The sequence below is a fragment of the Streptomyces sp. bgisy159 genome (assembly GCF_057707805.1).
On the sequence record NZ_JBYIQX010000027.1, the window covers coordinates 72,441 to 97,956 of the forward strand.

The 25,516-nt window shown below is 71.3% G+C and carries 21 protein-coding genes, 1 tRNA gene and 1 pseudogene; 10 read left to right on the plus strand and 13 right to left on the minus strand.

The features are described from left to right. Window positions 1–26: 26 nt before the first annotated feature. The 4 genes from AC3ET3_RS24095 to AC3ET3_RS24110 all read right to left on the minus strand — a co-directional run bounded on the left by AC3ET3_RS24095 (window position 27) and on the right by AC3ET3_RS24110 (window position 6,237). Entirely contained in the window at window positions 27–2,222 is a 2,196-nt protein-coding gene (locus tag AC3ET3_RS24095) for a PTS fructose transporter subunit IIABC (RefSeq protein ID WP_435612856.1), read from the minus strand. Between the two features lie 232 nt (window positions 2,223–2,454). Continuing rightward, on the minus strand, window positions 2,455–3,402 hold the full coding sequence (pfkB, locus tag AC3ET3_RS24100; protein ID WP_432138485.1) for a 1-phosphofructokinase: 948 nt from the start codon (window positions 3,400–3,402) through the stop codon (window positions 2,455–2,457). After that, entirely contained in the window at window positions 3,399–4,160 is a 762-nt protein-coding gene (locus tag AC3ET3_RS24105; protein ID WP_432138486.1) for a DeoR/GlpR family DNA-binding transcription regulator, read from the minus strand. Before AC3ET3_RS24105 ends, pfkB begins: the two co-directional genes overlap by 4 nt. A 508-nt stretch (window positions 4,161–4,668) precedes the next feature. Continuing rightward, complete coding sequence (locus tag AC3ET3_RS24110) at window positions 4,669–6,237, minus strand: MFS transporter (protein WP_432156396.1); 1,569 nt, start codon at window positions 6,235–6,237, stop codon at window positions 4,669–4,671. A gap of 316 nt (window positions 6,238–6,553) precedes the next feature. On the opposite strand from AC3ET3_RS24110, the gene AC3ET3_RS24115 reads away from it, so the two are divergent. After that, the gene (locus tag AC3ET3_RS24115) at window positions 6,554–7,522 is read left to right on the plus strand and encodes a helix-turn-helix transcriptional regulator (protein WP_435612857.1); all 969 of its coding nucleotides are present in this window, start codon (window positions 6,554–6,556) and stop codon (window positions 7,520–7,522) included. Window positions 7,523–8,363: 841 nt separating this feature from the next. Here AC3ET3_RS24115 and AC3ET3_RS24120 read toward each other — a convergent pair. Further along, window positions 8,364–8,757: pseudogene (locus AC3ET3_RS24120) on the minus strand (TetR/AcrR family transcriptional regulator); the annotation flags it as partial. A 1,038-nt stretch (window positions 8,758–9,795) separates the two neighbouring features. After that, window positions 9,796–10,794: a sigma-70 family RNA polymerase sigma factor gene (locus tag AC3ET3_RS24125; protein ID WP_432156327.1), complete on the minus strand. Its 999-nt coding sequence runs from the start codon at window positions 10,792–10,794 to the stop codon at window positions 9,796–9,798. Between the two features lie 250 nt (window positions 10,795–11,044). On the opposite strand from AC3ET3_RS24125, the gene AC3ET3_RS24130 reads away from it, so the two are divergent. After that, on the plus strand, window positions 11,045–11,593 hold the full coding sequence (locus tag AC3ET3_RS24130; protein ID WP_435612858.1) for a GNAT family N-acetyltransferase: 549 nt from the start codon (window positions 11,045–11,047) through the stop codon (window positions 11,591–11,593). 268 nt (window positions 11,594–11,861) lie between these two features. Here the strand turns inward: AC3ET3_RS24130 and AC3ET3_RS24135 are convergent, their stop codons facing one another. Together AC3ET3_RS24135 and AC3ET3_RS24140 are read right to left on the minus strand one after the other, a co-directional pair. Then, the gene (locus AC3ET3_RS24135; protein ID WP_432138490.1) at window positions 11,862–12,647 is read right to left on the minus strand and encodes a dioxygenase family protein; all 786 of its coding nucleotides are present in this window, start codon (window positions 12,645–12,647) and stop codon (window positions 11,862–11,864) included. A gap of 103 nt (window positions 12,648–12,750) precedes the next feature. Then, window positions 12,751–12,957, minus strand: coding sequence for a hypothetical protein (locus AC3ET3_RS24140; RefSeq protein ID WP_435612859.1), 207 nt, complete (start codon window positions 12,955–12,957; stop codon window positions 12,751–12,753). On the opposite strand from AC3ET3_RS24140, the gene AC3ET3_RS24145 reads away from it, so the two are divergent. After that, a complete protein-coding gene (locus tag AC3ET3_RS24145) occupies window positions 12,956–13,471 on the plus strand; it encodes a MarR family winged helix-turn-helix transcriptional regulator (RefSeq protein WP_432138492.1) in 516 nt (171 codons plus the stop codon). The two genes, AC3ET3_RS24140 and AC3ET3_RS24145, sit on opposite strands and share 2 nt — an antisense overlap. 290 nt (window positions 13,472–13,761) lie before the next feature. Here the strand turns inward: AC3ET3_RS24145 and AC3ET3_RS24150 are convergent, their stop codons facing one another. Both AC3ET3_RS24150 and AC3ET3_RS24155 read right to left on the minus strand, forming a co-directional pair. Beyond that, the gene (locus AC3ET3_RS24150) at window positions 13,762–15,303 is read right to left on the minus strand and encodes an MFS transporter (protein WP_432138493.1); all 1,542 of its coding nucleotides are present in this window, start codon (window positions 15,301–15,303) and stop codon (window positions 13,762–13,764) included. Between the two features lie 289 nt (window positions 15,304–15,592). Continuing rightward, complete coding sequence (locus AC3ET3_RS24155) at window positions 15,593–16,246, minus strand: TetR/AcrR family transcriptional regulator (protein WP_432138494.1); 654 nt, start codon at window positions 16,244–16,246, stop codon at window positions 15,593–15,595. A 412-nt stretch (window positions 16,247–16,658) separates the two neighbouring features. On the opposite strand from AC3ET3_RS24155, the gene AC3ET3_RS24160 reads away from it, so the two are divergent. Further along, on the plus strand, window positions 16,659–17,963 hold the full coding sequence (locus tag AC3ET3_RS24160; protein WP_432156328.1) for a M6 family metalloprotease domain-containing protein: 1,305 nt from the start codon (window positions 16,659–16,661) through the stop codon (window positions 17,961–17,963). A 133-nt stretch (window positions 17,964–18,096) separates the two neighbouring features. Here AC3ET3_RS24160 and AC3ET3_RS24165 read toward each other — a convergent pair whose 3' ends face one another. After that, entirely contained in the window at window positions 18,097–19,323 is a 1,227-nt protein-coding gene (locus AC3ET3_RS24165) for an MFS transporter (RefSeq protein WP_435612860.1), read from the minus strand. A gap of 423 nt (window positions 19,324–19,746) precedes the next feature. Between AC3ET3_RS24165 and AC3ET3_RS24170 the strand changes: the two genes are divergently transcribed. The 3 genes from AC3ET3_RS24170 (at window position 19,747) to AC3ET3_RS24180 (ending at window position 20,706) form a co-directional block, all read left to right on the plus strand. Further along, window positions 19,747–19,819, plus strand: a tRNA-Arg gene (locus AC3ET3_RS24170). A gap of 113 nt (window positions 19,820–19,932) precedes the next feature. Beyond that, on the plus strand, window positions 19,933–20,265 hold the full coding sequence (locus AC3ET3_RS24175; protein ID WP_435612861.1) for a hypothetical protein: 333 nt from the start codon (window positions 19,933–19,935) through the stop codon (window positions 20,263–20,265). Window positions 20,266–20,370: 105 nt separating this feature from the next. Then, window positions 20,371–20,706 carry a deoxyxylulose-5-phosphate synthase gene (locus AC3ET3_RS24180; RefSeq protein WP_435612862.1) on the plus strand — a complete coding sequence of 112 codons (336 nt, stop codon included), beginning with the start codon at window positions 20,371–20,373 and terminating at the stop codon, window positions 20,704–20,706. Window positions 20,707–20,782: 76 nt separating this feature from the next. Here AC3ET3_RS24180 and AC3ET3_RS24185 read toward each other — a convergent pair whose 3' ends face one another. After that, a complete protein-coding gene (locus AC3ET3_RS24185; RefSeq protein ID WP_435612863.1) occupies window positions 20,783–21,967 on the minus strand; it encodes a tyrosine-type recombinase/integrase in 1,185 nt (394 codons plus the stop codon). A 54-nt stretch (window positions 21,968–22,021) separates the two neighbouring features. After that, the gene (locus AC3ET3_RS24190; protein WP_030052133.1) at window positions 22,022–22,303 is read right to left on the minus strand and encodes a helix-turn-helix domain-containing protein; all 282 of its coding nucleotides are present in this window, start codon (window positions 22,301–22,303) and stop codon (window positions 22,022–22,024) included. 369 nt (window positions 22,304–22,672) lie between these two features. On the opposite strand from AC3ET3_RS24190, the gene AC3ET3_RS24195 reads away from it, so the two are divergent. The 3 genes from AC3ET3_RS24195 (at window position 22,673) to AC3ET3_RS24205 (ending at window position 25,372) form a co-directional block, all read left to right on the plus strand. Continuing rightward, on the plus strand, window positions 22,673–22,918 hold the full coding sequence (locus AC3ET3_RS24195) for a helix-turn-helix transcriptional regulator (RefSeq protein ID WP_435612864.1): 246 nt from the start codon (window positions 22,673–22,675) through the stop codon (window positions 22,916–22,918). A 141-nt stretch (window positions 22,919–23,059) separates the two neighbouring features. Further along, complete coding sequence (locus AC3ET3_RS24200; RefSeq protein ID WP_435612865.1) at window positions 23,060–24,331, plus strand: DUF3631 domain-containing protein; 1,272 nt, start codon at window positions 23,060–23,062, stop codon at window positions 24,329–24,331. Between the two features lie 330 nt (window positions 24,332–24,661). Then, window positions 24,662–25,372 (plus strand): DUF2637 domain-containing protein, encoded by a 711-nt coding sequence (locus AC3ET3_RS24205; RefSeq protein ID WP_435612866.1) that lies wholly within the window; start codon window positions 24,662–24,664, stop codon window positions 25,370–25,372. Window positions 25,373–25,516: the final 144 nt, after the last annotated feature.

Below are 25,516 nucleotides of genomic sequence, written 5' to 3' on the forward strand. Positions count from 1 at the left end.
GTGCCGCGCTCGGGGTCGGCGCTCTGCTACGCCGCCACCGGCTGCTGCTCGGTCTGCGTCGAACCGGCCTCGGTGGAGGCCGTCGGGTCGGCCGACGCGGTGCCGGTCGCCGGCTTGCGCAGGCCCTTGAGGAGGACGACCAGGGCCGTCGTGACGCCCACGCCCGCTGCGATGGCGACCAGGTAGAGCATCGGGTTGCCGATCAGCGGGACCACGAAGACGCCGCCGTGCGGGGCGCGCAGGGTGGTGTCGAACGCCATGGCCAACGCGCCGGTGATCGCGCCGCCCACCATCGAGGAGGGGATCACGCGCAGCGGGTCGGCGGCGGCGAACGGGATGGCGCCCTCGGAGATGAAGGAGGCGCCGAGCACCCAGGCGGCCTTCCCGTTCTCGCGCTCGGTCTCGGTGAAGAGCTTGCTGCGGACCGTGGTGGCCAGGGCCATCGCCAGCGGCGGGACCATGCCGGCGGCCATGACGGCGGCCATGATCTTCATCGCGGAGTCGCTGGGGTCGGCGACGGCGATGCCGGCGGTGGCGAAGGTGTACGCGACCTTGTTGACGGGGCCGCCGAGGTCGAAGCACATCATCAGGCCGAGCAGGGCACCGAGGAGGACGGCGTTGGTGCCGGTGAGGCCGTTCAGCCAGTCGGTCATGCCCTGCTGGGCCTCGGCGATGGGCTTGCCGATGACGACGAACATCAGGAATCCGACGATCGCCGAGGAGATCAACGGGATCACGACCACCGGCATGATGCCGCGCAGGGGCGCCGGGATGTGCACCTTCTGGATCGCCATCACCACACCACCGGCGATCAGACCGGCCGCAAGGCCGCCGAGGAAGCCGGCGTTGATGGTGAGGGCGATCGAGCCGCCGACGAAGCCGGGGACCAGGCCGGGCCGGTCGGCCATACCGTAGGCGATGTAGCCGGCCAGGACGGGGACCAGGAATCTGAAGGAGACGCCGCCGATCTGGAACAGCAGCGCGGCCCAGCTGTCGATCTGGGTCCACGTGAAGTGGTCCATCACCGAGGGCGCCTTGTCGATCTCCCAGCCGCCGATCGCGAATCCGAGGGCGATGAGCAGACCGCCGGCGGCGACGAACGGAACCATGTAGCTCACGCCGGACATCAGCCACTTGCGGAGCTTGGTGCCGTAGCCGTCGCCGGAGTCGCCGGCGCGTTCCACCGGCGTGCCCGCTGCCGCGGGCGCCCCCGCGGTGACCTCGCCGCGAGCCGCCCTCTCGCGGACCTCGGCGATGAGATCGGCGGGACGGCTGATGCCCGCCTTCACACCGACATCGACGGTGGGCTTGCCGGCGAAACGGTCCTTGTCGCGCACCGGGACGTCATGGGCGAAGATCACGCCGTCGGCCGCCTTGATGACGGCCGGGTCGAGCCGGGTGAAGCCGGCCGAGCCCTGCGTCTCCACGACGAGTTCCACGCCCGCCTCACGCCCGGCGTTCTCCAGGGACTCGGCGGCCATGTAGGTGTGGGCGATGCCGGTGGGGCAGGAGGTGACGGCGACGATACGGAAGGGGCGCTCATCCGCGGGCGCGTCCGGCGCGTCCGCCCCGCTGACCGCCGTGACGCCGGCGGAGGCCGCCGCCGGCGTCACGGCGGAGTCGTCGAAGCCGCTCTCAGCCGCACCCCGTCGCGAGACGCTTGCCGCACCGGTCCCAGTCCCGTCAGTCCCGCCAGTCCCGCCAGTCCCGCCAGGCACAGAGAGCTCAGCGGACTCAGCGGACGCACCCGACACCTCGCGCGGCGTCTCCTCAGCCTGCGCCTCCTCACCCCGGATCAGCGCCGCCGCCTCTCCCGCGTCCGCCGCCGACCGGAGCGCGGAGGTGAAGTCGGCGTTCATCAGCTGCCGGGCGAGAGAGGAGAGGATGGTGAGGTGGGCGTCGTCGGCGCCGACGGGCGCGGCGATGAGGAAGACGAGGTCGGCGGGCCCGTCGGCAGCGCCGAAGTCGATGCCGGAGGCGCTGCGGCCGAACGCGAGGGTGGGCTCGGTGACGTGGGCACTGCGGCAGTGCGGGATGCCGATGCCGCCGTCGAGTCCGGTGGGCATCTGGGCTTCGCGGGCGGCCACGTCGGCGAGGAAGCCCTCCAGGTCGGTCACCCGGCCCTGGGCAACCATGCGTTCGGCGAGCGACCGCGCCGCCGCTTCCTTGGTGTCGGCGGACAGGTCGAGGTCGACCAGGTCCGCGGTGATCATGTCACTCATCGCGGGCTCCTTCGCACGCGTATCGCCCGGATCGTGGGGTGGGCGGGGGTGGGGACGGGGGTGGGGGTGGGGGTGAAGTGGGCGGAGGCGCGGCCGGGGAAACCCCGCCTCCGCGGGGCGGCGGAACGGCCGGGGGAGCCGCACCGCCCGTCGGACGCGGCGAGTAACGCAAGGTCTCGCCGCTGCCGGGCCGGTCGGGGAGGTGCCGGTCGCGGAGGGGTGGGGCGAGTGGTCATGACACCGGCTCCCCGAGTTCGCGGTCCAAGGGCACCTGGTCGGTGACCGTGACCGCTGCTGGATCGAGGTCGGCCGGCGTGGGCATCACGCTGCCGGGCAGTTGGACGGCGGCGGCGCCGTGCGCGACGGCCGAGGCGAGCGCCCGCGGTCCGCTGCCGCCGGCGATGAGGAAGCCGGCGAGGGAGGAGTCACCGGCTCCCACGTTGCTGCGTACGGTGTCGACGCGCGCGGTGGCGAACCAGATGCCCGTGTCCTCCACGAGCAACTGCCCGTCGGCGCCCAGGCTGGCCAGCACGGCGCGCGCGCCCATGCCGCGCAACTCCTCGGCCGCCTTCACCGCGTCGCCCACCGTCATGAGCGGGCGCCCGACGGCCTCGGCGAGCTCCTCGGCGTTCGGCTTCACCACATCGGGCCGCGCACGCAGCGCCTCCTGCAGCGCGCGCCCCGAGGTGTCGAGCGCGATCCGCGCGCCCCCGGCGTGCGCCCGCGTGACCACATCGGCGTACCAAGAAGGCGCGAGACCGCGAGGCAGGCTCCCGCAGCAGGCGATCCAGTCGGCGTCGTGCGACTGCGCGCGCACCGTCTCCAGAAGGAGTTCCTGCTCCTGCGCCGACAGCTCCGGCCCGGGCGCGTTGATTTTCGTGAGCACTCCGTCGGACTCCGCGAGCGCGATGTTCGAGCGGGTGGCGCCGGCGACCGGGACCGGCGCGACCTCGATGCCCTGAGCGTCGAGCAGATCCGCAACGAGCGCCCCCGGCGCACCCCCCAGGGGAAGGACCGCGACCGTGCGCCGCCCGGCGGCCGCGACGGCACGAGAGACGTTCACGCCCTTGCCGCCGGGGTCCATGCGCTCGCCTGTGGCACGGATGACCTCGCCGCGTTCCAGGGCGGGGACCTCGTAGGTGCGGTCGAGGGACGGGTTGGGTGTGACGGTGAGGATCATGCGCGTACTACTTCCGTGCCGCCGCGCTCGATGGCGGCCGCGTCGTCGTTGCTCAGCCCGCTGTCGGTGATCAGCAGGTCCACGTCGCTCAGGTCGCCGAAGCGGGCGAAGTGCTCCTGGCCGTGCTTGGTGGAGTCGGCGAGGAGGATGACGCGCCGGGCGGCGGCGACGGCCGCGCGTTTGACCGCGGCCTCGGCGAGGTCGGGGGTGGTCAGGCCGTGCTCGGCGGAGAAGCCGTTGGCGGCGAGGAACAGCACGTCGGCGCGGATCTCGCCGTATGCGCGCAGCGCCCAGGCGTCCACGGCGGCGCGCGTGCGGTGCCGCACGCGCCCCCCGATGAGGTGGAGCTGCAGGCCCGGGTGGTCCGCGAGTCGGGCGGCGATGGGCAGGGAGTGCGTGACGACGGTGAGCTCGGCGTCCAGCGGGAGGGCGGCGGCCAGGCGGGCGACCGTGGTGCCGGCGTCGAGGATCATGGTGCCGTCGGCGGGAAGTTCACCGAGGGCGGCCTTGGCGATGCGGTCCTTCTCATCGGTGGAGGTGCCCTCGCGTTCGGCGAGGTCCGGCTCGAAGTCAAGGCGTCCGGCCGGTATGGCTCCACCGTGGACCCTGCGCACCAGACCGGCGCGGTCGAGGGCCTTCAGGTCGCGGCGGATGGTCTCCGCGGTGACCTGGAACTCCTCGGCCAGCGACACGACGTCCACGCGACCGCCGTCGCGGGCGAGCCGCAGGATCTCCTGCTGCCGCTCCGGTGCGTACATGTCCGTTCGCCTCCACTTGATGCCCGAACTTGTGGTTTCGCTCGGAGGCTACGCCCGGTTTTCCGGAAAGTAAACAGGTTCGGGCTTCATGTGGGCGCGATCGGACTTCCGGCCTGCCGCTGGGTGCCGTTCGGACAGGTCGAGGGAATGCGGGCCGGGCCGGGCACGGGGGCGAGACCCATCTCAGATCGGACCGAGACCCACCCGGGGCGCCCTGCATTCGGCTCCCTTCCGGCTCGCGGTCGACCCACGTCCAGCCCACGGTCGACCCGCGTCCGGCTCACGTCCGGCTCACGGTCGACGCACGAACGCCCGCGGTCGACGCGCGGACGCCCCCCGGTCGACCCGAAGCCGACCCGGGGCAGAGGCGCGGTGGAGCAGAGGCGGAGGCGCAGTGGCGTCGGGGCGGTCGGCGGGCCGGCGGGACAGCCGAAGGGCCCGGCACCGGCATTCCGGTGTCGGGCCCTTCGGCGGAAGCGTCACCTCAGGTGTCAGCTCAGGTACCGACTCACGGCACGAGCTCCGTCTCCCGTCCCCCGGAGGGGGCCGCCCCCGGGGAGTCGGGACGGGCGGCGGGGTGGGCGGCGGGGTGGGCGGTGGAGCCCGAGGTGCGTACGCCATCCATGCGCTCCGCACCGTCCGTGTGTTCCAGGCCGCCCATGCGTTCCAGGCCGTCCGTACCGTCGCCACCGCCCTCCAGGTGCTGCGCGGGCCGCTTCGGCAGGGCGAACATGATCAGGAAGATGGCGCCCATCACGACGGCCACCCACACCAGCGCGTGCTCAAAGGCGTGCACGAAGGCGGGGCCCACCTGGGCCGGAGTGAGCCGGTCCGCGATCTGCCCGAAGAAGACAACGGACACCAGGCCGAGGCCGAGCGCATTGCCCATCTGCTGCACGGTGCTGATGAGGCCGGACGCGGAGCCGGCGTGTTCCCGCGGCACTTCGGAGAGCACCGCGTCGGTGAGCGGGGCGACGATCAGCCCCATGCCGGCGCCCATCACGACCAGCGGGAGGGCCATCTGCCAGGAGGCGATGGACAGGCCGTAACGGTCGGACTCCCACAGGTAGAGCAGCACGCCGACGACCATGATCAGGGCCCCCGCCTGCAGCACCCCGCGGCCGAAGCGCGGAACGAGCTTCTGGACGGACAGGCCGGCCGCCGTAGAGACGGCGAGCGAGAACGGTACGCCGGTCAGGCCGGCCCGCAGGGGGCTCCAGCCCAGCCCGGTCTGCATGTACAGCGTCCAGACCAGGAAGAAGATGCCGAGGGCGATACCGAACACCGTCTGTACGGCGATACCGGCGGCGAAGCTCTTGACCTTGAAGAGGGACAGCTCGATCAGGGGGGAACCGTCCCGGGCGGCCTTGCGGCGCTCGTAGGTGATCAGCGCGGCGAGGACGCCGAGGGCGCCGGCCATCATGACGTACCCCCACAGCGGCCAGCCCAGCTCATGGCCGCGGGTGAGCGGGTAGAGGAGCATCAGCAGGCCGAGCGTGACCAGGGCGACGCCGACGAGGTCGAGCTTGAGGGCCCGGGGCGCCTTGGACTCGGTGATGTAGCGGCGGCCGAGGAACAGTCCGGCGATGCCGACCGGCAGGTTGATCAGGAAGATCGGCCGCCATTCCAGTCCGAAGAGGTTCCACTCGGTGAGCAGGGCGCCCAGCAGCGGCCCGGAGACCGCGCCCAGGCCGACGATCGCGCCGAACAGACCGAAGACCTTGCCGCGTTCGTGAGCCGGGAACGTGGCGTGCACGATCGACAGCACCTGGGGCACCATCAGCGAGGCCATCGCGCCCTGCAGGAAGCGGGAGGCGACCAGCATCTCGGGGTTGGCGGCGAAGCCGCACAGCGCGGAGGCGAGGGTGAAGCCGCCGATGCCGAGGAGGAACAACCGCTTGCGGCCGTGGATGTCACCGAGCCGCCCACCGGTGATCAGGCCGGCGGCGAAGGCGAGCGCGTAGCCGGCGGTGATCCACTGGATCTGGCTCCAGCTGGCGCCCGAGTTCTGGCGGATCGACGGGATGGCGATGTTGACGATCGTGACGTCGACGAGGTCCATGAAGGCCGCGGTCATCACGATGGCCAGCGCTATCCAGCGCCTGTTCGCGGCCCGTGCGGCGGAGCCGGACGGGCCGGCGGAGCCCGACGGGCCGGCGGAGCCTGACACCGCGCCGGAGCCGGGCAGCGCAACAGGAACAGACGTCCCGGTAGGCACGGACGGTGCGGCGGATCCGACCGGGAGGGCCGTGTCCCGAGCGTCCGGGCCGGTCGTGGGTGACGTGTCGCGCAGTTCCCCGCGCCCCTTGAGGGTTGGCTCGTTCGAGGTCATGGCACCAAGCTAGGCACGCAGTAGGTCAGATCGTGTCCTATATCCGCGGCATGCTCGACCCATGACGACGGATACTCCGGCTCGGCTTCTGCAACTGCTCTCCCTCCTCCAGACCCCGCGCGAGTGGCCCGGTGGCGAGCTCGCCGACCGGCTCGGGGTGTCCCGCCGTACGGTGCGGCGGGACGTCGACCGGCTGCGCGAGCTGGGCTATCCCGTGCAGGCGACCCACGGGTCGGACGGCGGGTACCGGCTGGTCGCCGGGAAGGCGATGCCGCCGCTCGTACTGGACGACGAGGAGGCGGTGGCGATCGCGGTGGGCCTGCGGGCGGGCGCCGGGCACGCGATCGAGGGCGTCGACGAGGCGGCGGTGCGGGCACTGGCGAAACTGGAGCAGGTACTGCCGGCGCGGCTGCGTCACCGGGTGACCACCTTGCAGGCCGCGACGACCGCTCTGACCAGCGGTGACGGCGCGAGCGTCGCGCCCGAGACGCTGACCGTGATGGCGTCCACGGTGGCCGGGCACGAGCGGCTGCGGTTCGCCTATCGGGCGAAGGACGGGGCGGAGTCCCGCCGCCTGACCGAGCCCTACCGACTGGTGTCCACCGGGCGGCGCTGGTACCTCGTGGCGTACGACCTCGGGCGCGAGGACTGGCGGACGTTCCGCGTGGACCGGGTACGAGAGCCCTTCGCCACGGGCGCGCGGTTCACTCCGCGACAACTGCCCGAGGGGGGCGCGGTGGAGTACCTTCGGCGCTCGATCCGGGGGCAGGAGGGGTACGAGTACCAGTTCGACGTCGAGTTCGAGGCGGACGTCGACGCCGTCGCGGCCCGGCTGCCGGCGTGGCTCGGGCGCCCCGAGCAGCTGGCCGGGGCTCGCTGCCGCCTGCGCGGCGCGACCAGCGATCCGGCGGCCTGGCTGGCGATCCGACTGGCCGCGCTGGGCCACGACTTCACCGTACGGGCGCCGACGGAACTCGTGACGGCCGTACGGGAACTGGGCGGCCGTCTGACCCGAGCGACAGGTGGGTGAACCGGACGGCGGGCGGGCGAACCGAGCCGAACAAGACCGGCGGGGCGGCAGCCGGACCGGGCCGGGGTCGGGTCTGGACCGGGGTCGGGTGAGGTCGGTCGGGTGAGACCGGCGGCCCCGCCGGTCTGGGACACGGTCCGCTCGCGAGGGCGGCCGAGTGCACCGCCCACTGACCCTGCCTGCCACCTGGCGCCTGGCGCCTGCCGCCTGCCGCTTGGCACTTGGCGCATGGCGCCTGCCGCTTGGCGCCCCCGCCAACTGCCACCGCCGTACAGTCACCCGGGCCGGGACGGCAGTGCGGGCTCAGGACCCGCCCCCCAGGGGAATTCGCGCAGGGCTGCCAGGTTGCGTACGGCCAGGTCCGCCGGGCCGTGCGGGCCCGATGGCGGGGCGTCGCCCGCGGCCCAGGTCTCCACTGCCACACGTACGGCGGCACTTGCCACGGCGGCGGCGAACCGCGCGAACCCAGGGGTCGCCGGCCCCGGCACCGGCACTGGAGGCACCCGGGCACCGACTGCACCCGACGCACCCGACGCACCCGACGCACCGGAGGCACCCGACGCACCCATCGGATCCGACGGATCAGACGCACCGACTTCCGCCGAACCACCGTCCCCTGCACCGTCGCGTCCACCGGCGCCACCAACCTCCCCAGCACCACGAAGCTCACCGGAGCCACCCCCCTCACCCGAGCCGCCCCCCGCACCGGGACCACCCCCCGCGCCCGAACCACCCCCTGGCGCGGCAACGTTGTCGGCCTCACCCGCACCCCGCGGGCCACCACCGCACCCCCCGGCCGGACTCTCCTCCACGCAGACCTCCACCACGCTCGCCGCGACCCACCGCGCCACCAGCACCCCCTCCAGCGCCTCCTCCGACCCCCGGCACACCTCCGCCCAGACCTTCCGCAGGGCGGGATCCGTCAGCGCGAGTCGGACCAGCGGGCGCAGCCACTCCCAGGAGGCGGTCGAGACGCCGACGCCAGGAGTCAGGGTGTGGTGAACGGCGTGCTCCAGAGCCTGGGGAAGGGGCAGGCCGTCGGGTGCGTCGCGGACCGCTTCGGCCCAGCGCCGGGCTCCGGCCGCGTAGAGCGGCGCTACCGCCTCCTCCTTGGTCGCGAAGTAGCGGTAGAAGGTGCGTGGGGCGACACCCGCGGCCTGTGCGATGTCCTCCGCGCGGGTCGCCTTCAGGCCCCGGCTGACGAACAGCCGAGCCGCCGTGCGCGCGATCTCCATGCGGGTCTCCGCCTTGCGCCGCTCGGTCAGGGAGAGCCGCTCCGACCCGGAAACCTGCCCGGCCAGATCGGACGAGCCGACACCCACTCCCCCAGCCACCGCCCCCGCCTCCGCGCCCCTCCGCGCTCCCGGCTCAAGCCCCGGTTCCCCCGCGAGGAACGCCGAACCTGTCTGGTTGCCTGAGGATGGGGTGGAGCTTGTCACATCGGCAGGCTATGCCCTTGTGGCACAATCTGCCATCCGGGTGGGCCACCCCGGAGTTCAGGTACGGGGTGGCCCGCCCCTCCAACTCGACCGGCCGGGGTCAGGCCTGGGCGCTTGGAAGCCAGGGCCTGCAGGTGCCGCTGGACGAGGTCGCAGGCCGCGGGTCTCAGACCGCGGGTCTCAGACCGCGGGTCTCAGACCGCGGGTCTCAGGCCGCGGGTCTCAGGCCGCGGGTCTCAGGCCGCGGCGAGGCCGAAGAAGCCCGCCCCGGCAACGCCCAAGGCAAGGCGGCAAGGCCTGAGACGCGCCACGAGACGACGACGCTCAAGGCGACGCAAAAAAGGAGCCGGGCCTCGGCGCCCGGGGGGACAGGCGCCGAGGCCCGGCTCTGGGAAAGTCCCGGCGCCGGGGGGGGATTGCGTCGGGACTTGGCTGGTGGTCTGGTCACTTCGTTCGCGTCGTCACGGGCGGCGTCGGCCCATCGGCCCATCGGTCCGGAGCGCGACGAACAGAGGTCGAACTGCCGCGCCTGGGAGTCTTGTTCCCCCGGTCCGGAGGGTTAAGCGACGTTACATCGCCATGTTTGCGCGGGCTTTCGCCACCCGGCGTACGCCAGCCACGGGCCGGCCGCGCTACGGAGGCGCCCGCCGACCGGCCAGGTACGCCGGCCGACGAGATCACCGTCACGTCAGCCCTGGCAGCCCGTCACGCGGTGACGTCACGTCACGCCGCGACGTCACCGCGGTCCGCAGTCCGTAATCCGCTGTCACACCACGCCGCGAACGGCGTGGCACCTTGCGACCGCGTCGCGTCGCGCCGCGCCGCAGCGTCACATCAGGCCGCCGCCTCGAAGCCGGTGTCGCGCGCCAGCTTCTTCAGTTCCAGCAGCGCGTGCTTCTCGATCTGGCGGATGCGCTCACGGGTGAGCCCGTGCTCCTTGCCGACCTCCGTGAGCGTGCGCTCTCGGCCGTCCTCGATGCCGTACCGCATCTTGATGATCGAGGCGGTGCGCGGGTCCAGGCGGTCGATCAGGCCGTCGAGTTCCTCGCTGCGGAGCAGCGTGAGAACGGACTGCTCGGGCGAGACCGCGCTGGTGTCCTCCAGCAGGTCGCCGAACTGGGTCTCGCCCTCGTCGTCGACCGACATGTTCAGCGAGACCGGGTCGCGGGCCCAGTCCAGGACGTCGACCACGCGCTCCGGATTGGAGCCGAGCTCGGCGGCGATCTCCGCGGGCTCCGGGTCGCGGCCGTGCTCCCGGTTGAACTCGCGCTGCACACGCCGGATCCTGCCCAGTTCCTCCACCAGGTGGACGGGGAGGCGGATGGTGCGGGACTGGTCGGCGATGGAGCGGGTGATGGCCTGGCGGATCCACCAGGTGGCGTACGTGGAGAACTTGAAGCCCTTGCGGTAGTCGAACTTCTCCACCGCGCGCACCAGGCCGGCGTTGCCCTCCTGGATCAGGTCGAGCAGGGGCAGGCCACTGCGCGGGTAGCGGCGCGCCACGGCGACGACCAGGCGGAGGTTGGAGCGGATGAATACGTCCTTGGCGCGCTCCCCCTCGGCGACCAGGGCCTGCAGTTCCTCCTTCGAGGCGTCGGCCTGGGACTCCTCGTACCCGTCGAGGACCTGCCGCGCGAACACGCCCGCCTCGATGATCTGCGACAGCTCTACCTCCCTGGCGGCGTCCAGCAGCGGTGTGCGCGCGATCTCGTCGAGGTACATGCCGACCAGATCGCGGTCGGCGATCTCGCCGCCAGTGGCGCGAACACTGCTTGCCGCGTCGGCCGTCTCGCCGGTGGCGGACTGACGACGGGCGACGGCACGGGTTGCCATGCGTGCTCCCTTGCGATTCGAGGTCCCCCCGCTCGAACGGGGCCGAGAGTGGGGAAGGTCGGCGGTGGTCCTTGGAAGCCGGTCACGGGCGAGGGGAAAACTTTCAGCGAGCCCCTTCCGGTGCTCTCCGACTCTCCTCGGGTGCCCGGCATCCGATGGAAACAACGACTGGAATCAGGACAGAATTCCCAAGCCGTCCCTCAATTTTTCTGATCTTGCAGTACCCTGTCCGGCCACACGAGGAGGCCAGATGCCGTCGGGACATACAGAGGTGCTGGTCAGGCCGGGGACCGAGGGGGATCTGGAGGCCCTGACAGCCCTCTACAACCACTACGTACGTGAGACGCCCATCACGTTCGACACCGCTGAATTCACTCCGGAGGAGCGCCGCCCCTGGCTGCTCTCCCACCCTGAAGACGGGCCGTACCGCCTGATGGTTGCCGCGACCGCGGACCCCGCGGGCGATTCACAGGAGATCCTGGGGTACGCCACCTCCAGCCCGTTCCGGGCGAAGCCGGCCTACGCGACGTCCGTCGAGACGACGATCTACCTCGCCCCGACTTCCCCCACCGGAGGCACGCTCGGCGGCCGCGGTATCGGCACCCTGCTCTACAAGGCACTCTTCGCGACCCTGGCGGGCGAGGACCTGCACCGCGCCTACGCCGGCATCACCCAGCCGAACGAGGCGTCCGTACGCCTCCACGAGCGGTTCGGCTTCCGGCACGTGGGGACGTACGACGAGGTGGGCCGCAAGTTCGGTCGCTACTGGGACGTCGCCTGGTACGCGAAGGAACTCTAGGACCGGGGAGCCCGGCGGACCGCGTCCGAGCAATCAAAGACCGCGCCGAACCCCCAGCACATCCGACCGGAGCCCTCAGCGAACCCGACCGGGTCTCAGCGCACGCGTCCGGAGCCGTCGGCAAACCCAACCGGGGTCTCAGCGCACGCGTCCGGAGCCGTCGGCAAACCCGACCGGAGCCGTCGGCAAACCCGCTCGGAACACTCGGCGACCCCGCCTCGGCACGTGGCGACCCCGCCACAGCACCCGGCGCCCCCCGTCACAGCGCTCACCCGAACTGCACCGACCGCTTGGCCAGCCCCATCCAGAACCCGTCGATCACCGACTTCTGTTCCGCGAGGTCGCCGGCCGCCTCGGCCGCGCCCATGGTCACGAACAGCGGGGCGAAGTGCTCGGTGCGCGGGTGGGCGTAGCGGCCGGCCGGGGAGGCGTGGAGGAAGTCCAGCAGGGCGTCCCAGTCCCGGTTCTCCAGGGCCAGGCGGCCCCAGTCGTCGAACTCCGCCGACCATGCGGGCACACCGCCCTGCCGGAGCGCGGCCAGGTTGTGGGTGAAGAAGCCGGAGCCGACGATCAGCACGCCCTCGTCACGCAGGGGAGCGAGGCGGCGGCCGATGTCCATCAGCCGCACCGGGTCGAGCGTCGGCATGGACACCTGAAGGACGGGGATGTCTGCGGCCGGGAACATCTCGACGAGGGGCACGTACGCCCCGTGGTCGAGGCCGCGGTCGGGGATGTCCTGCACGGGCGTTCCGGGGGTGCGCAGCAGCCTGCGTACGGATTCGGCGAGAGCGGGGGCACCCGGGGCCGGGTAGGTCACCCGGTAGTAGTGCTCGGGGAAGCCCCAGAAGTCGTGCACGAGCGGGACGGTCTCGACGGCGCCGAGGGCGAGTGGGGCTTCCTCCCAGTGGGCGGAGACCATCAGGATCGCGCGGGGGCGGGGCAGGCCGGCCGCCCAGGCGGCGAGTTCGCCGGGCCAGACGGGGTCGTCGGCGAGGGGCGGGGCGCCGTGGCTGAGGTACAGGGCGGGCATGCGGTCGGGGGCGGCGGCGGGCATGGCGGTGACTCCCTCACACACGACGTGCTGCGTGCTTTAAAACTTAAGCACTAACGGAGTCATACCCTACGCCCGGTTTGTTTAAAGTTCAAGGAGACTGTGCTTACAGTGGATACATGAACAGGCCATCCACATCCGCTCCGGGCGCATCCGACAGACCCGACGCAGCCGACGCACCGGACACTCCCGGCGCGTCCGGCACGTCCGGCACATCCGGCGCATCCGATATGTCCGGCGCGCCCAGCGTCACCGGCGAACCCGCCGCACCCGCCGCGTCCGCCGCGTCCACCGCGTCCACCGCGTCCGGCATGTCAGGAACGTCGGCCACCCCCGAGGGCGACGGACCGCTGTGGCTCACCGCCGAGGAGCAGCAGGTCTGGCGCGCCTACCTCCACGCCACGACGCTCCTGGAAGACCATCTCGACCGGCAGCTGCAGCGCGACGCGGGCATGCCGCACATCTACTACGGCCTGCTGGTGGGCCTGGCCGAAGCCCCGCACCGCCGACTGCGGATGACCGAGCTGGCCAGGAAGTCCAAGATCACCCGGTCCCGGCTCTCGCACGCCGTCGCCCGGCTGGAGAAGAACGGCTGGGTGCGTCGCGAGAACTGCCCCGACGACAAGCGGGGTCAGTTCGCGGTGCTGACGGACGCAGGACTGGAGGTGCTGCGCCGTACCGCGCCGGGCCATGTGGCCGCCGTACGGCAGGCGCTGTTCGACCGGCTCTCCCCGGACCAGCAGAAGGCCCTCGGCGACATCATGCAGATCGTCGCCGAGGGCCTGCAGCCCGAGGATGCGGGCGCGGACCTGCCCTGGCTCCGCTGAAGAACCTCCGCGGAGCCCGGGCAGGTCCCGGGTGCGTACGTCGAGGGCGTCCCCTTCCCTCTGACGTACGCGGGTCCATCCGAAGGGGTACCGGGGCCGCGACCGTCAGCGCCCCGAGGGGAACGACGGTCGGCGGCGCCTCAGTGTGCAACCGACGGCTGCGCGACCACTGGCTGTACGACCACCGGGTGTACGACCATTCAGTGCGCCGCCACTCAGTACTCGACCACTCAGTACTCGATCACTCAGCGCGCGGCCACTCATTGCGCGGCCACTCAGCGCGCGGCCACTCAGTGCGCGACCACCGGGACCGCCAGCTCGTCCTCGACGCCCTCACCGGCGCCGGCGACCACACCGGTTCCGGGCCGGCCGGCGTTGACGAAGGTCAGGGCGATCGCGGCGGCCAGGACCAGGATGCCGACGGCGACCCAGATGGCGTTGGTGTAGCCGTGCACCATGCCGTCCAGCTGCACCAGCTTCTGCTGGGCCGGGGTACCGGCGGACGCGATGTGGCCCGTGATGTACGAGGTGGTCGCGGAGGCCGCGATCGTGTTGAGCAGAGCGGTACCGATGGCGCCGCCCACCTGCTGCGAGGTGTTGACCATCGCCGAGGCGACACCCGCGTCACGCGGTTCCACGCCCTGCGTGGCCATGGACATGGCCGGCATGAACGCCGTACCCATACCGAGCCCGAGCAGCAGCTGCGCCGGCAGCAGCAGGGTCGCGTACGAGGAGTCGACCTGCAGCTGGGTCAGGATCAGCATGCCGACGGCGGCGACCAGGAAGCCGGGTCCCATCAGCAGGCGCGGCGGGACCCGGGTCATCAGCCGGGTGCCGATCTGGGTGGAGCCCGTGATCATGCCCGCGATCATCGGCAGGAAGGCGAAGCCGGTCTTGACCGGCGAGTAGCCCTTCACGATCTGCAGGTAGTAGGTGAGGAAGAGGAACAGGCCGAACATGCCGATGATGGCCAGGCCCAGGGAGAGGTAGATCCCGCCCCGGTTGCGTTCGGTGACCACGCGCAGCGGCAGCAGCGGCGCCCGCACCTTGGACTCGACGACGACGAAGGCGAGCAGCAGGACGGCGGAGGCGACGAACATGCCGACGGTCAGGGAATCGCCCCAGCCCTCGGACTCGGCGCGGGTGAAGCCGTAGACCAGCGCGACCAGGCCGAGCGTGGAGAGCAGGACGCCCGGGATGTCCAGCGGGTTGCGGTTGCGGCCACCCTCCGGCTCACGGATGACGAAGTACGCGCCGAGCGCGGCGACCACGGCGAACGGGATGTTCACGAAGAACGTCCAGCGCCAGTTCAGGTACTCGGTGAGGAAGCCGCCGAGGATCAGGCCGACGGCACCGCCGGCACCGGCGATGGCACCGTAGATGCCGAACGCCTTGGCGCGCTCCTTGCCGTCGGTGAACATCACGGCGAGCAGCGAGAGAGCGGCGGGCGCGAGCAGCGCGCCGAAGACGCCCTGCAGGGCGCGGGCACCGAACATCATGGCCTGCTCGGTGGCGGCACCGCCGAGCGCGGAGGCGGCGGCGAAGCCGACCAGACCGGTGACGAAGGCGCGCTTGCGGCCCCACAGGTCGGCGATGCGGCCGCCGAACAGGAGCAGGCCACCGAAGGCAAGGGCGTAGGCGGTGACCACCCACTGCTTGTTGCCCTCGGATATGCCCAGGTCGTGCTGGGCGGACGGCATCGCGATGTTCACGATGGTCGCGTCGAGGACGACCATCAGCTGGGCGAGCGCGATGAAGGCGAGCGCCTTCCATCGGTTCGCATCCGGCGCCAGGTCAGGCACGCCGGAAGCCTTTTCGGCTGTTGCAGACATGGGGGTACCCACTTCGGAGCTCTGTGACGGAAAGATTGATCGGGACAGGAGGACGGAGAGGAACGGACGAGAGGAACGGAAGAGAAGAACAGAAGGACGGAGGTCGAGGACGAGAAGGACGGAGGTCGCGGAGGCTCAGGACGACGGGAAGATCAGGACTGGTGTCCGTCACCGGGACGCCCACGGGCGCTCCGGGGGACAGACGGCCGAGCGGCGCGAAACTCATCGACCGGGGCCGGAAGTCATCGCTCGGGGCCGGAAGTCATCGGTCAGGTCCGGCAGTCATCGGTCAGGTCCGGCGCAGATCCTCCATGGTCATGGCCGCACCGGGCAGGTCGGAGCGGGCCGGGGCCCGCAACCCGTCCAGGAACAGCTGCAGATGGCGGTGGACGAACCGGTCGACGCTCAGGCACTGCGCACCGGCCGGGGGCCGGCTGAGCTGGGCGACCGCGAGCATCACGTCACCGACACCGACATCGGGGCGTAGCTGTCCGGCCGCCTTGGCGCGGTCCATCACTCCCTGGATCAGCAGCTCGGCGCGTTCCCGGGCGGCCTCCAGGTCGGGATGGGCCTGGTCGAAGGTGCTGGAGATCATCGGACACAGGGCGCTGACCCGCTCCTCCGCGGCGGTGTGCACGAAGCGCTCCAGCGCGTCGAAGGCGTCCCCGGTCTCCGCGAGCGCCTCCTTGGCGGCCCGCGTGGTGCGGTCCATGACCGAGCAGACGACCTCGCGCACCAGCGCGTCGCGGGCGGGGAAGTTGCGGTAGACCGTGGCGTTGCCGACACCGGCCCGGCGGGCGATGTCGTCGAGCGGGACGTCGGGTCCGTGCTCGACGAAGAGCTCCCGGGCGGCGGTGACGATCCGCTCCCGGTTGCGCAGGGCGTCGGCACGCGGCCGGGTGGCCCTACGCGCCTCGGGCGCCGGGTTCGTCACGGTCTGCACGTCGGTCTCCTGATGAAGGGTGGTGGGCGGCGGGCGGAATGGCCGCCAGCCGCGCCTTTTCGTGTCTCGTACTGCTTGCGTTGCCTGTACTGCTCGTACTGCTTGTGCTGCTCGTACTGCTTGTGCTGCTCGTACTGCTTACTGCTTGTGCTGCTGCGTGTCCTACGCGTCGTGCGCGTCCGCCCGATCCGGGGAACGCTTCCCCGTTTCAGTCGGACACTGAGCTAAACGGGGAAGGGGTCCCCGGTAATTTCCGCCGCGGGGATTTTTCTGATGTGACCTGCGTCACTATGCACATACTCGCCGGTATCCCCCGATCGGCCGACTCAACGCGCGCCCGCGCGCCCCCCGGCACAGGGTGATCGCAAGGGTGCAGCCGGTGACCTGGGCTGCCCGGACCGAAAGGCCCCGTATGCAGCCGCAGTCGCCGCCACCGCTGCCCGGCAGCCGACGGATACGCCCCCGCCGCGCGGCCGCGCTCACCGTGGTGAGCGCGCTGACTCTCGCGGTCGGCAGCGCGGCGAGCTCCGGACGCCTCCCCACGCCCAATCCCACGGTCGCCGGTCCGGGCCCGGTCTCCCCGGCCCGCCTCTCCTCCCTAGCCCCCTGCATGATCGGCGGCGGTACGGCCGTGCAGATGTCCGAGGGCTTCCCCACCCCTGGCGGCTACTCCCGCTCCACCGGCCGGGTGCACGCCCTGAACCTGATGATCGACTTCTCGGACGCGCCGGGTGCGGGCCTCGCGATGAGCCGCTTCCAGGAGTTCTTCCCGCAGACCCGGGAGTGGTTCCGCACGGCGTCGTACGGCCGCCTCGACTACGTCCCCGAGACCCCGGTCCCGCACTGGCTGCGCATGCCCAAGCCGTTCCGGGCGTACGGCATAGAGCGCGGCGCGCCGTTCGAGCCCGGCTACCGGAAGCTGGTCGAGGACATCGTCGCCGCGGCCGACCATGAGGTCGACTTCCGCCGCTACGACCTGCTGAACGTCCTGGTCACCCCCAACGCGGGCCCCTCCGCCCTGGACACGGTGCTGTCGGTGACGTTCGCCGGCAACACGGAGGCGCCGACCGCCGACGGGGTACCGATCGCCAACGCCTCCTTCGTCTACTCCCGCCAGGACGACGGCTCCGGCTCCTACGACCGCACCGGCTACCGCGTGCTGCCGCACGAGAACGGCCATGTCTTCGGCCTTCCCGACCTCTACACCCAGGACGGCGGCGGTGCGGTCGGCCACTGGGACATCATGAGCGAGGACTGGGGGGCCAACAACGACCTGCTCGGCTGGCACAAGTGGAAGCTGGGCTGGCTGGACGCCGACCAGGTCGGCTGCGCGGCCGAGCGCGGCACCACGGAGTACACCCTGACCCCGCTGGCCCGGCCGGGCGGCCCCAAGCTGGTGTTCGTCCCGGTGAGCCCGCGCTCCGGTTACGCGGTGGAACTGCGCACCGCCGAGGGCAACGACGAGGCGGTGTGCCGGCCCGGCATCCTGATCTACAAGGTGAACGCGTCCGTCGACACCGGCATGGGCCCGGTCACCGTCCACGACGCCCGGCGTGACAGCGGCGGCTGCACCCGCATGCCGAACGTCCACGCCGAACTCTCCGACGCCCCCCTCACCCCCGGCGAGACCTTCCAGGACACCCGCCACGACCTGCGCATCTCGGTGGCGGAGGGAAGCCTGGACGGCGGCTACCGGGTACGGGTCACCCGCGGCTGACGAGGCCCCGCCGGGCCCCGCCGGGCCTCACCGGGCCCATCGGGCAGCGGCCCGGGCGGCGGACTGCACGACCGGACGGCGGACCACACGGCCGCCCCTCACACCAGCCACAGCCCGCGTCCGAACTCCACGGTCAAGGCACGGCATCCAGCGGCTCACCGGGCCGGGCCGCACCGCCCTCCCCTACCGGAGCCGGGGCGGGGTCGGGCAGCAGGGTCTCGGCACCCAGGATCATCAAGGCGGCGACGCTCAGCAGGCCCCCGACGAGGAAGGTCTCACGCACCGCGAGCACGTGCAGCACGAGCGCACCGCACAGAGCACCCGCGGCCACCCCCAGGTTGAAGGCCGCCGAGTTGGCTGCCAGGGCGATCTCCGTACGGCCGGGAGCCACACGCAGGACGCGGCTCTGGGCGGCCATGAAGACCGGCGCGACCGCCGTGCCGAGCACGGCGAGGGCGACGCTCACCGTCACCTTGTCGTGGGCGTCGGCGTACAGCGCGAGCAGGGCGGCCGCCTGCACGGCGACCGGCACGGCCAGCGTGGCCCGCGGAAAGCGGTCGAGCAACGGGCCGACCACCGTGACGCCCACGAAGCCACCCAGCCCGAACGCGCCCAGCAGCCCGCTGACCGCGTCTCCGGAGAACCGCCCGGCGTCCTGGAGAAAGTCGACGAGGTAGGTGAAGCCCGCGAAGACCCCGGTGACCGACAGGGCGGTGACGGCGAGGACGCCGGCGAAGCGGCGGGCGTCCGGTTCGGCCCCGTAGGCGGCGTGCCCCTCCTCGGGGCGGGTGGTCGGAAGGAGCACGGCAACCGCCACCAGGGCCACCAGCACCATCACGCTGAGCATCCCGAACGGCACCTGCCAGTCGGTACGCCGACCGAGCCAGTTGCCCGCCGGCACCCCGGCGACGGTGGCCAGCGCGCCACCGACCGACAGCGCCCCGATGACCCGGCCACGCACCCCGGGGGAGAACAGGCCGACGGCGACCGGCCCCATGACCGCCCAGAACAACGCCTGCGCGAGCGCGGTGGCGACCCGGGCGACGACGAGCAGCCCGTAGGAGGACACCAGCGCGGGCAGCACACTGGACAGGAAGAGCACGGCCAGCACGCCACTGAGCACGAACCGGCGCGGCGTACGCCGGGTCACGTGCGCCAGGGGCAGGGAGGCGAGCGCGACGGTCAGGCCGTACCAGGTGACGAGGTATCCCACGGACTGCGAGGAGACGTCGAGGTCCTCGGCCATCAGTCTGAGCAGGCCGATCGGCAGATTCTCGGTGGTGTTGAAGCCGAAGGCCGACAACATGAGGGCCCCGACCACGCCCGCCTTCCGCCAGAACGCCAGTGGTGTGCCGGCCATGCGATCCCTTCACCGTCCGCGACGAGCCCGGTGGACCTCGTTCCGAAGCCTAGCGACGGCACGACCCCCGACGTGCCCCCTCTCCTCCCGTTGTCCGGTTCCCGTCCCCGGCCGAAGGCCCGGGCCCCCGAGGGGACCTGCACCCGCATGAACATCGCCGTACGACTCCAGGCCGTCGACCGCAGGACACCACCGCCGCCCGCCAACGGGCGCCCCTGCACCGCCACTCCACCGGCCTGCTTCCCCTCCCGCGACCCCGCACCGACCCCCACACCGCCCTCCGCCCAGCCCCGATCCGGTACCCTGTCGATCGAGCGCCCAAGCAGGCGCTGCCGCATGACGCCCGGCTCCGTCCGGCTCACGCGGCAGCCGTCGGCACCAGGACGCTCAGGGCTTGCCAGAACCCGTTTCCGACCAAGCCCCGCCTTCGTAGCTCAGGGGATAGAGCACCGCTCTCCTAAAGCGGGTGTCGCAGGTTCGAATCCTGCCGGGGGCACAAAGAAACACCTGGTCAGAGGCCCTTCCGTCCGTCGGACGGGAGGGCCTTCTTCCTCGCAGCACACATATGGCACACATGCGGCTGCGGGCAGAGGTGGGGAGCTGTGCGAGATGCCCGCGAAGGACGAGTTGGCCCGGCGCCGGCACGACAAGCTGGTCGACCGCTTGGAGAGCCTGATGCGGGCTTCACTGAAGCCTCGCTACCGGGGCTACCACGGGCAGCTGATTCTGAGCAGCGGCGATCTTGAGGAGATGGGCGAACTCAAGGACGTCCGTCGTGCTGCACGCGAGGCGGGCCGTCGTCTCGGCTGGCAACCGAAGACCCACATCGTCGACGCAAGACTCTTCGTGTACGACGACCGCGAGGTCCCCAGAGAGATCAGCGAGCTGGCCGCGAGGGATGCTGCTGACGCCGTCGACGCAGCACTCCGAAGAGGCGAGTAGAAGCGAGTACGGTCGGCCATCGTCGCCCCACCTCTTACTGAAGGGCCTGCGCAGGCTGCCGGAAATCTGTCGAGCCCGACCCTGTAGTGGCTCTACCCTTCCCGCATGGCCCATGCCAAGACCTCGTACGTTTGCCTGCCCTGCCGGGCCTCGTACAAGCAGCCCTACCCCGGCTACCACGACCACGACCGGGTCTGTCCACGCTGCACCGAACCACTGATCCACGTCGGCTCCGCCTTCGCGGCACCCAAGAGGCGGGACACCGCCGCCTGGCGCACCCTCTCCGTGCTGCTGCACGCCGGTGTGCGCTTCCACAAGAGCTGCTGCGGCGGCCCCGGCTACCGCCCCTGCACTCTCAGTGAGGTGCGCGAGCGGATGGCCTACGCCCGGGCCACCGGAGAACCGTTCGCTCAGGCGTTGGTCCGCCGCGACCTGCCCTAGCAGCCTGACAGCAGGGGGCGTTCCGCCGCGCCTGAAGCGACCCCTGCTGTCAAAGACAGCACGGATTTGGCACACATCACGCCGCGGGATCCTCCAGGACGGCCACGGCCTCGGCAGCCATGCGGGCTTTCTTCTCCGCTTTCTCCAGCTTGGCCTTCGCCTTGGCCAGTTGCTTGGAGCGGCGCTTGTGCATCTTCTTCGAGACCTCGTCCAGGCGGTCGGGGAAGAGGTGCCCGTAGGTGTCCAGGGTCAGCGTCGCGGACTTGTGGCCCAGCATCGTCTGTACGACGTTGACATCCGCCCCGCTTGCGATGGCGAGCGAGGCTGCCGTGTGCCTCAGCTTGTGCGGGGTGACCTTGATGTGCCCCAGTCCGGCCTTCACGACCGCCGGCGCGAAGAACCGCTGACGGAAGTTGCGGGCCCGCAGCGGCCCGCCCTGCGGGGCGGTGAAGAGCAAGTCGTCATCTCCCCTCCCCTTGACGCGGGGCTTCAGCTCGTCGGCCAGGAACCGCGGGATCGGTACGGACCGGCGCTCGTGGTTCTTGGGGGTGTCGAGGTAGAGCTTGCCGTTGTCCTCGGCGTACGCCTCCACGATGTGGGCCCGACAGGCGTCCAGGTCGACGCGGCCCACCTTGAGCGCAGATGCCTCGCCCCAGCGCAGTCCGGTGTAGGCCAGCAGCAGGATGAACACCCGGTAGGCGCCTGACGCGTTAGCCAGCGCGTCGACCTGCATGTCGTCGAGGTACACGTGATCAGCGGGCATCGCCTTCGGCAGAGGCGCGCCGACAGCCGGGTTGGCCGCCAGACGACGGGCCTTGACCACGTAGCCGAGAACGCGGCTGAGGACGACGTACGCCTTGCGGACCGACCGGGGGCTGAGCTTCCTGCCGCCGGTCGCCTCGCCGGACTGCAGATCCGCGAGCCACTCGGCGATGTCCTCGAAGTGGATGCGGTCCAGCGGGGCGGTGCCCCACTTAGGGATCACGTGGACGTCGAGAACACCGCGGTAGCGAGCCCGGGTTGAGCGCTTGAGGTGGAGCTGCGCCGCCAGCCAGGACTCCGCCACCTCTGCGAACTTCACCCGCGCGGCTGCGGGATCGCGATAGGAGCCGTCGTTGAGACGCGACTCCATCCTTGTCCGCTCCGCCTCGGCGTCGACCTTGCGGGCGAAGGTCTTCATCTTCGGCTTGCCGTCGGGGTCGTACCAGCGCACGCGGTAGCGCCCCGGTGGCGTACGCCCGGCCCGCTTGGCTCCCGCCACGGCCTCTACGTACGCCGCGTGCCCTATGCGGTCCTCAATCCAGACCCGCGCCAACTAGCACCCCCTCCGGTCATCACGGGACGCCGACGGGAGCGGCAGGAGCAGGGTCGTGGGAGCAACACCGAGCGCCGTGGCGATGGCGACGAGGTCGTCGATGTCGCAGCGGCGGCGGGCGCGCTCGGTGCGGCTGAGGGCGGTGTTGGTCATCGGGCGGCCCAGTGCGGTGCAGCGGGCGGCGAGCTGGTGCTGGGTCAGGCCGCGCACGAGGCGTAGGTGCTCGATGGCGCGGGCGGTGTGGAGGCCGGCGGGGCCTATTTCGACAGGTCGGTTTGGCATGACAGATAGCTTTAGCCTGCAATCGGCCGCCGTGGCAATAGTTTGCTCAACTACCTGAGAAAAGTGATTGCGACTACCTATATTCCATTTTTCTTGAGTAAGCGGGGCTGGGGTGAAGGTGTCCCCTCACGCTGGGTCCGTCGGGCCAGCGTATGCCCTGAGCAGCTATGTTTCCCCCGTCAGGGCAGGGGGGCGGAAATCAGGGGTCCGGTTGACAGCGATTTCGGCAACCGGGGATCCGCCCTTACTGTTTTGCCATCGGGCCATGCCGAGAAGCTGTACGGAGTTTCAAAGTAAACACTGGACTTCTTCGCCGACGCTGTGGCTTTGTTGTCCAGGCCCGATTGACCGATACCGAAAAGGAGCCCTGTGCCGAACCCTTCCGCCCGCCACACCCGCACCCCCGCCGCCACCGCCGATGCGACCAGGCGCGGCCCGCTGGCCACCCCCGCAGAGGTCGCCGCGTACCTCGGGGTGCCGGTGAAGACGCTCTACCAGTGGAAGTACCGGGGCATCGGCCCCAACGTGCACAAGGTCGGCCGTCACCTGCGCTACCGCTGGCACGAGGTGGACGCCTGGCTGAACGCCCAGGCCACGTACGACCTCGCGGTCTGAAACCCGTCTCGGGACAGCGAAGCGGCTCCCGGCGAGCCACCGCCGGGAGCCGCGGGAGTCCCTGCCTCATCGCCCTTGCCAGAACGATCGAACCGGTGCGGCCGGACCTTGCCCGTCCAGCCGCACCAGAGAGGAACGCCTGTGGACGAACCTACGTCCCCCACCGCCCCCACCTCGACGCCCGACGTGCCGCCCGGCGTCGCCATTCCCGGCCAGTCGGCCATTCCCGCCACACCTCCCGCAGACCAGGACCGCGACGGCGCGGCCTCAGCAGGGCCACTGCCCGAGGGCGCGCAGATCCTGGCTGCCCTGCGGGCGCAGCTCCGGCGGTACGTGGCGATGCCGAGCGAGGAGGCCGTCACGGCCGTGGCGCTGTGGATCGCTGCGACGCATCTGCAGCGCGCGTGGCAGCACGCACCTCGCCTGGCGATCGTCGCTCCGGAGAAGCGGTGCGGTAAGTCCCGCCTGCTGGACATCGTGACGGAGACGGTGCACAACCGCCTGATCACGGTCAACGCCAGCGCGGCGGCGATCTTCCGGTCGATCGACGGGGACGACCCGCCCACCCTCCTGGTCGACGAGGCCGACACGCTCTTCAGCAGCCCCAGGGCCGCGGAGAAGAACGAGGAGGTACGCGGGCTGATCAATGCCGGTCACCAGCGCGGCCGGCCCACCCTGCGGGTATCCGGGCCCGATCACCAGGTGCAGGAGTTCCCCACCTTCGCCATGGCCGCACTCGCCGGGATCGGCGACCTGCCCGACACGATCCAGGACCGGGCGGTGGTCATCCGCATGCGCCGCCGCGCGGCGGGCGAGAAGGTGGCCTCCTTCCGCACAGGCCGGGACACCCCCGCCCTGAACGCGATCCGCGACCGCCTCCACGCCTGGCTCCAGCCGCTGTACGCACGGGCCATGGAGATGGAGCCGCCCATGCCGGTCGAGGACCGCGCGGCGGACACCTGGGAACCGCTGGTCATCATCGCCGACCTCGCCGGGGGCGACTGGCCCGCGCTCGCACGCACCGCCTGCCGCACCATGACCGACTACGAGGCCGGCCAGGACGAGGAGGGCGGGCTGCGCACCCGCCTCCTCGTCGGCATCCGCCGCGCCTTCGCCACTGTGGGCGATCCCGCCGTGCTCAGCACGAAGCACCTGCTGGAGTCCCTGAACGCGGACAGGGAAGCACCGTGGGCGGAATACGGCGCCAACGGGCTGACCCCGCGCGGACTGCAGCTGCTCCTGAAGCCCTACGGCATCGGCTCGGCCAACCGCCGCTTCCCCGACGGCACCCAGGCCAAGGGCTTCGCGCGTAACCAATTCCTCGACACCTGGGCGCGCTACTGCCCCGAACCGAAGGCGGCGGACGCGCCCGCCTCGTCAGCCGACGGGCCGCTGCCTGGCACCGCAGCCTGACTCGACACCACTCGCATCACTCGTCCCCGCGCAGGTCAGCGCGGGGACGAGTGAACAGCCCGCAACGAGTCGTCTCGACATCACCACGCCACTCGTACCTGTGCTGACCAGGCACGCGACGAGTGGTACGAGTCCCAGCACCTCGCAGCCACAGCACCCTGCCCCCCTGCCGGCCTGCCCGCAGGTGCCCCCACCCACCGGAGGTCTCCCCTGCCCCCGCACGAACCCACCACACCCGAGTCCGCCGTACCCAAGACCGGCGCCATCCGCTTCGGCATCGCCCTGCTCGGCACGATCGGCTTCGTCCTGTCCTATGACGCCTTGTGCCAGATGGCCGTGGCCGCCCATATCCGCCCGCTCTTCGCCATCGGCTTCCCTCTCGTCATCGACGGGTTCATCGCCATCGGCATCGGCACCCTGCTCCTGGTACGCACCGCGTCGAAGGCTGCCCGCCTGTACGTGTGGCTCCTCGTCAGCCTGGCGACCGCGCTGAGCATCTGGGCCAACGCGCTCCACGCCGTACGTCTCAACCAGCAGGCCCTGGGCGGCGGTCTGCAGCTCAACGACTGGACCGTAGCCGTGCTCTCCGCGCTCCCGCCGCTCGCGCTGGCCGGCGCGGTGCACTTCTACCAGATCATCCAGAGTGACCTCGCGCTGGCTGCCGATCGGGAAGACACCGACCCGGTAACCAGCGGCGCCACCTCGGACGTTCAGCTGCCCATACACCTCAAGGTGGCGGGCGCCCCGCCAGAGGTGGCGGAAGACGCTTCCCATGTGGCGGATGCCTCCGCCGCTTCCCCTGCGTCCGACACAGAGGAGTCGGACACCGTCGATACCGAGCTGCTCGCCCTCGCCCGCCGTGCGCCGCGTGGACGCGGAGGCAAAGCCTCACGCCGCCACATCGAGGACGCGGTTCGGAGCACCGGCCGCACGATCGGCAAGGACCAGGCGGAACGCGTCAAGGACGCGCTCCAGGCCGAACTCGACGAAGCCGCAGCAGCCAAACCGAGCGCGACCGCGCCAGCGGCAATCGCCTCCTGACCACCGGCCACTGCCAACCGCGTCCCGCATCTCTCGTCCCCGCGCACGTCAGCGCGGGGACGAGTCTCCCTTCGGCGACGAGTCGACCCGACATCACCGCCCTCCCCGATCCACATCCCACCGAGTAGGTCGCCATGCCCACGC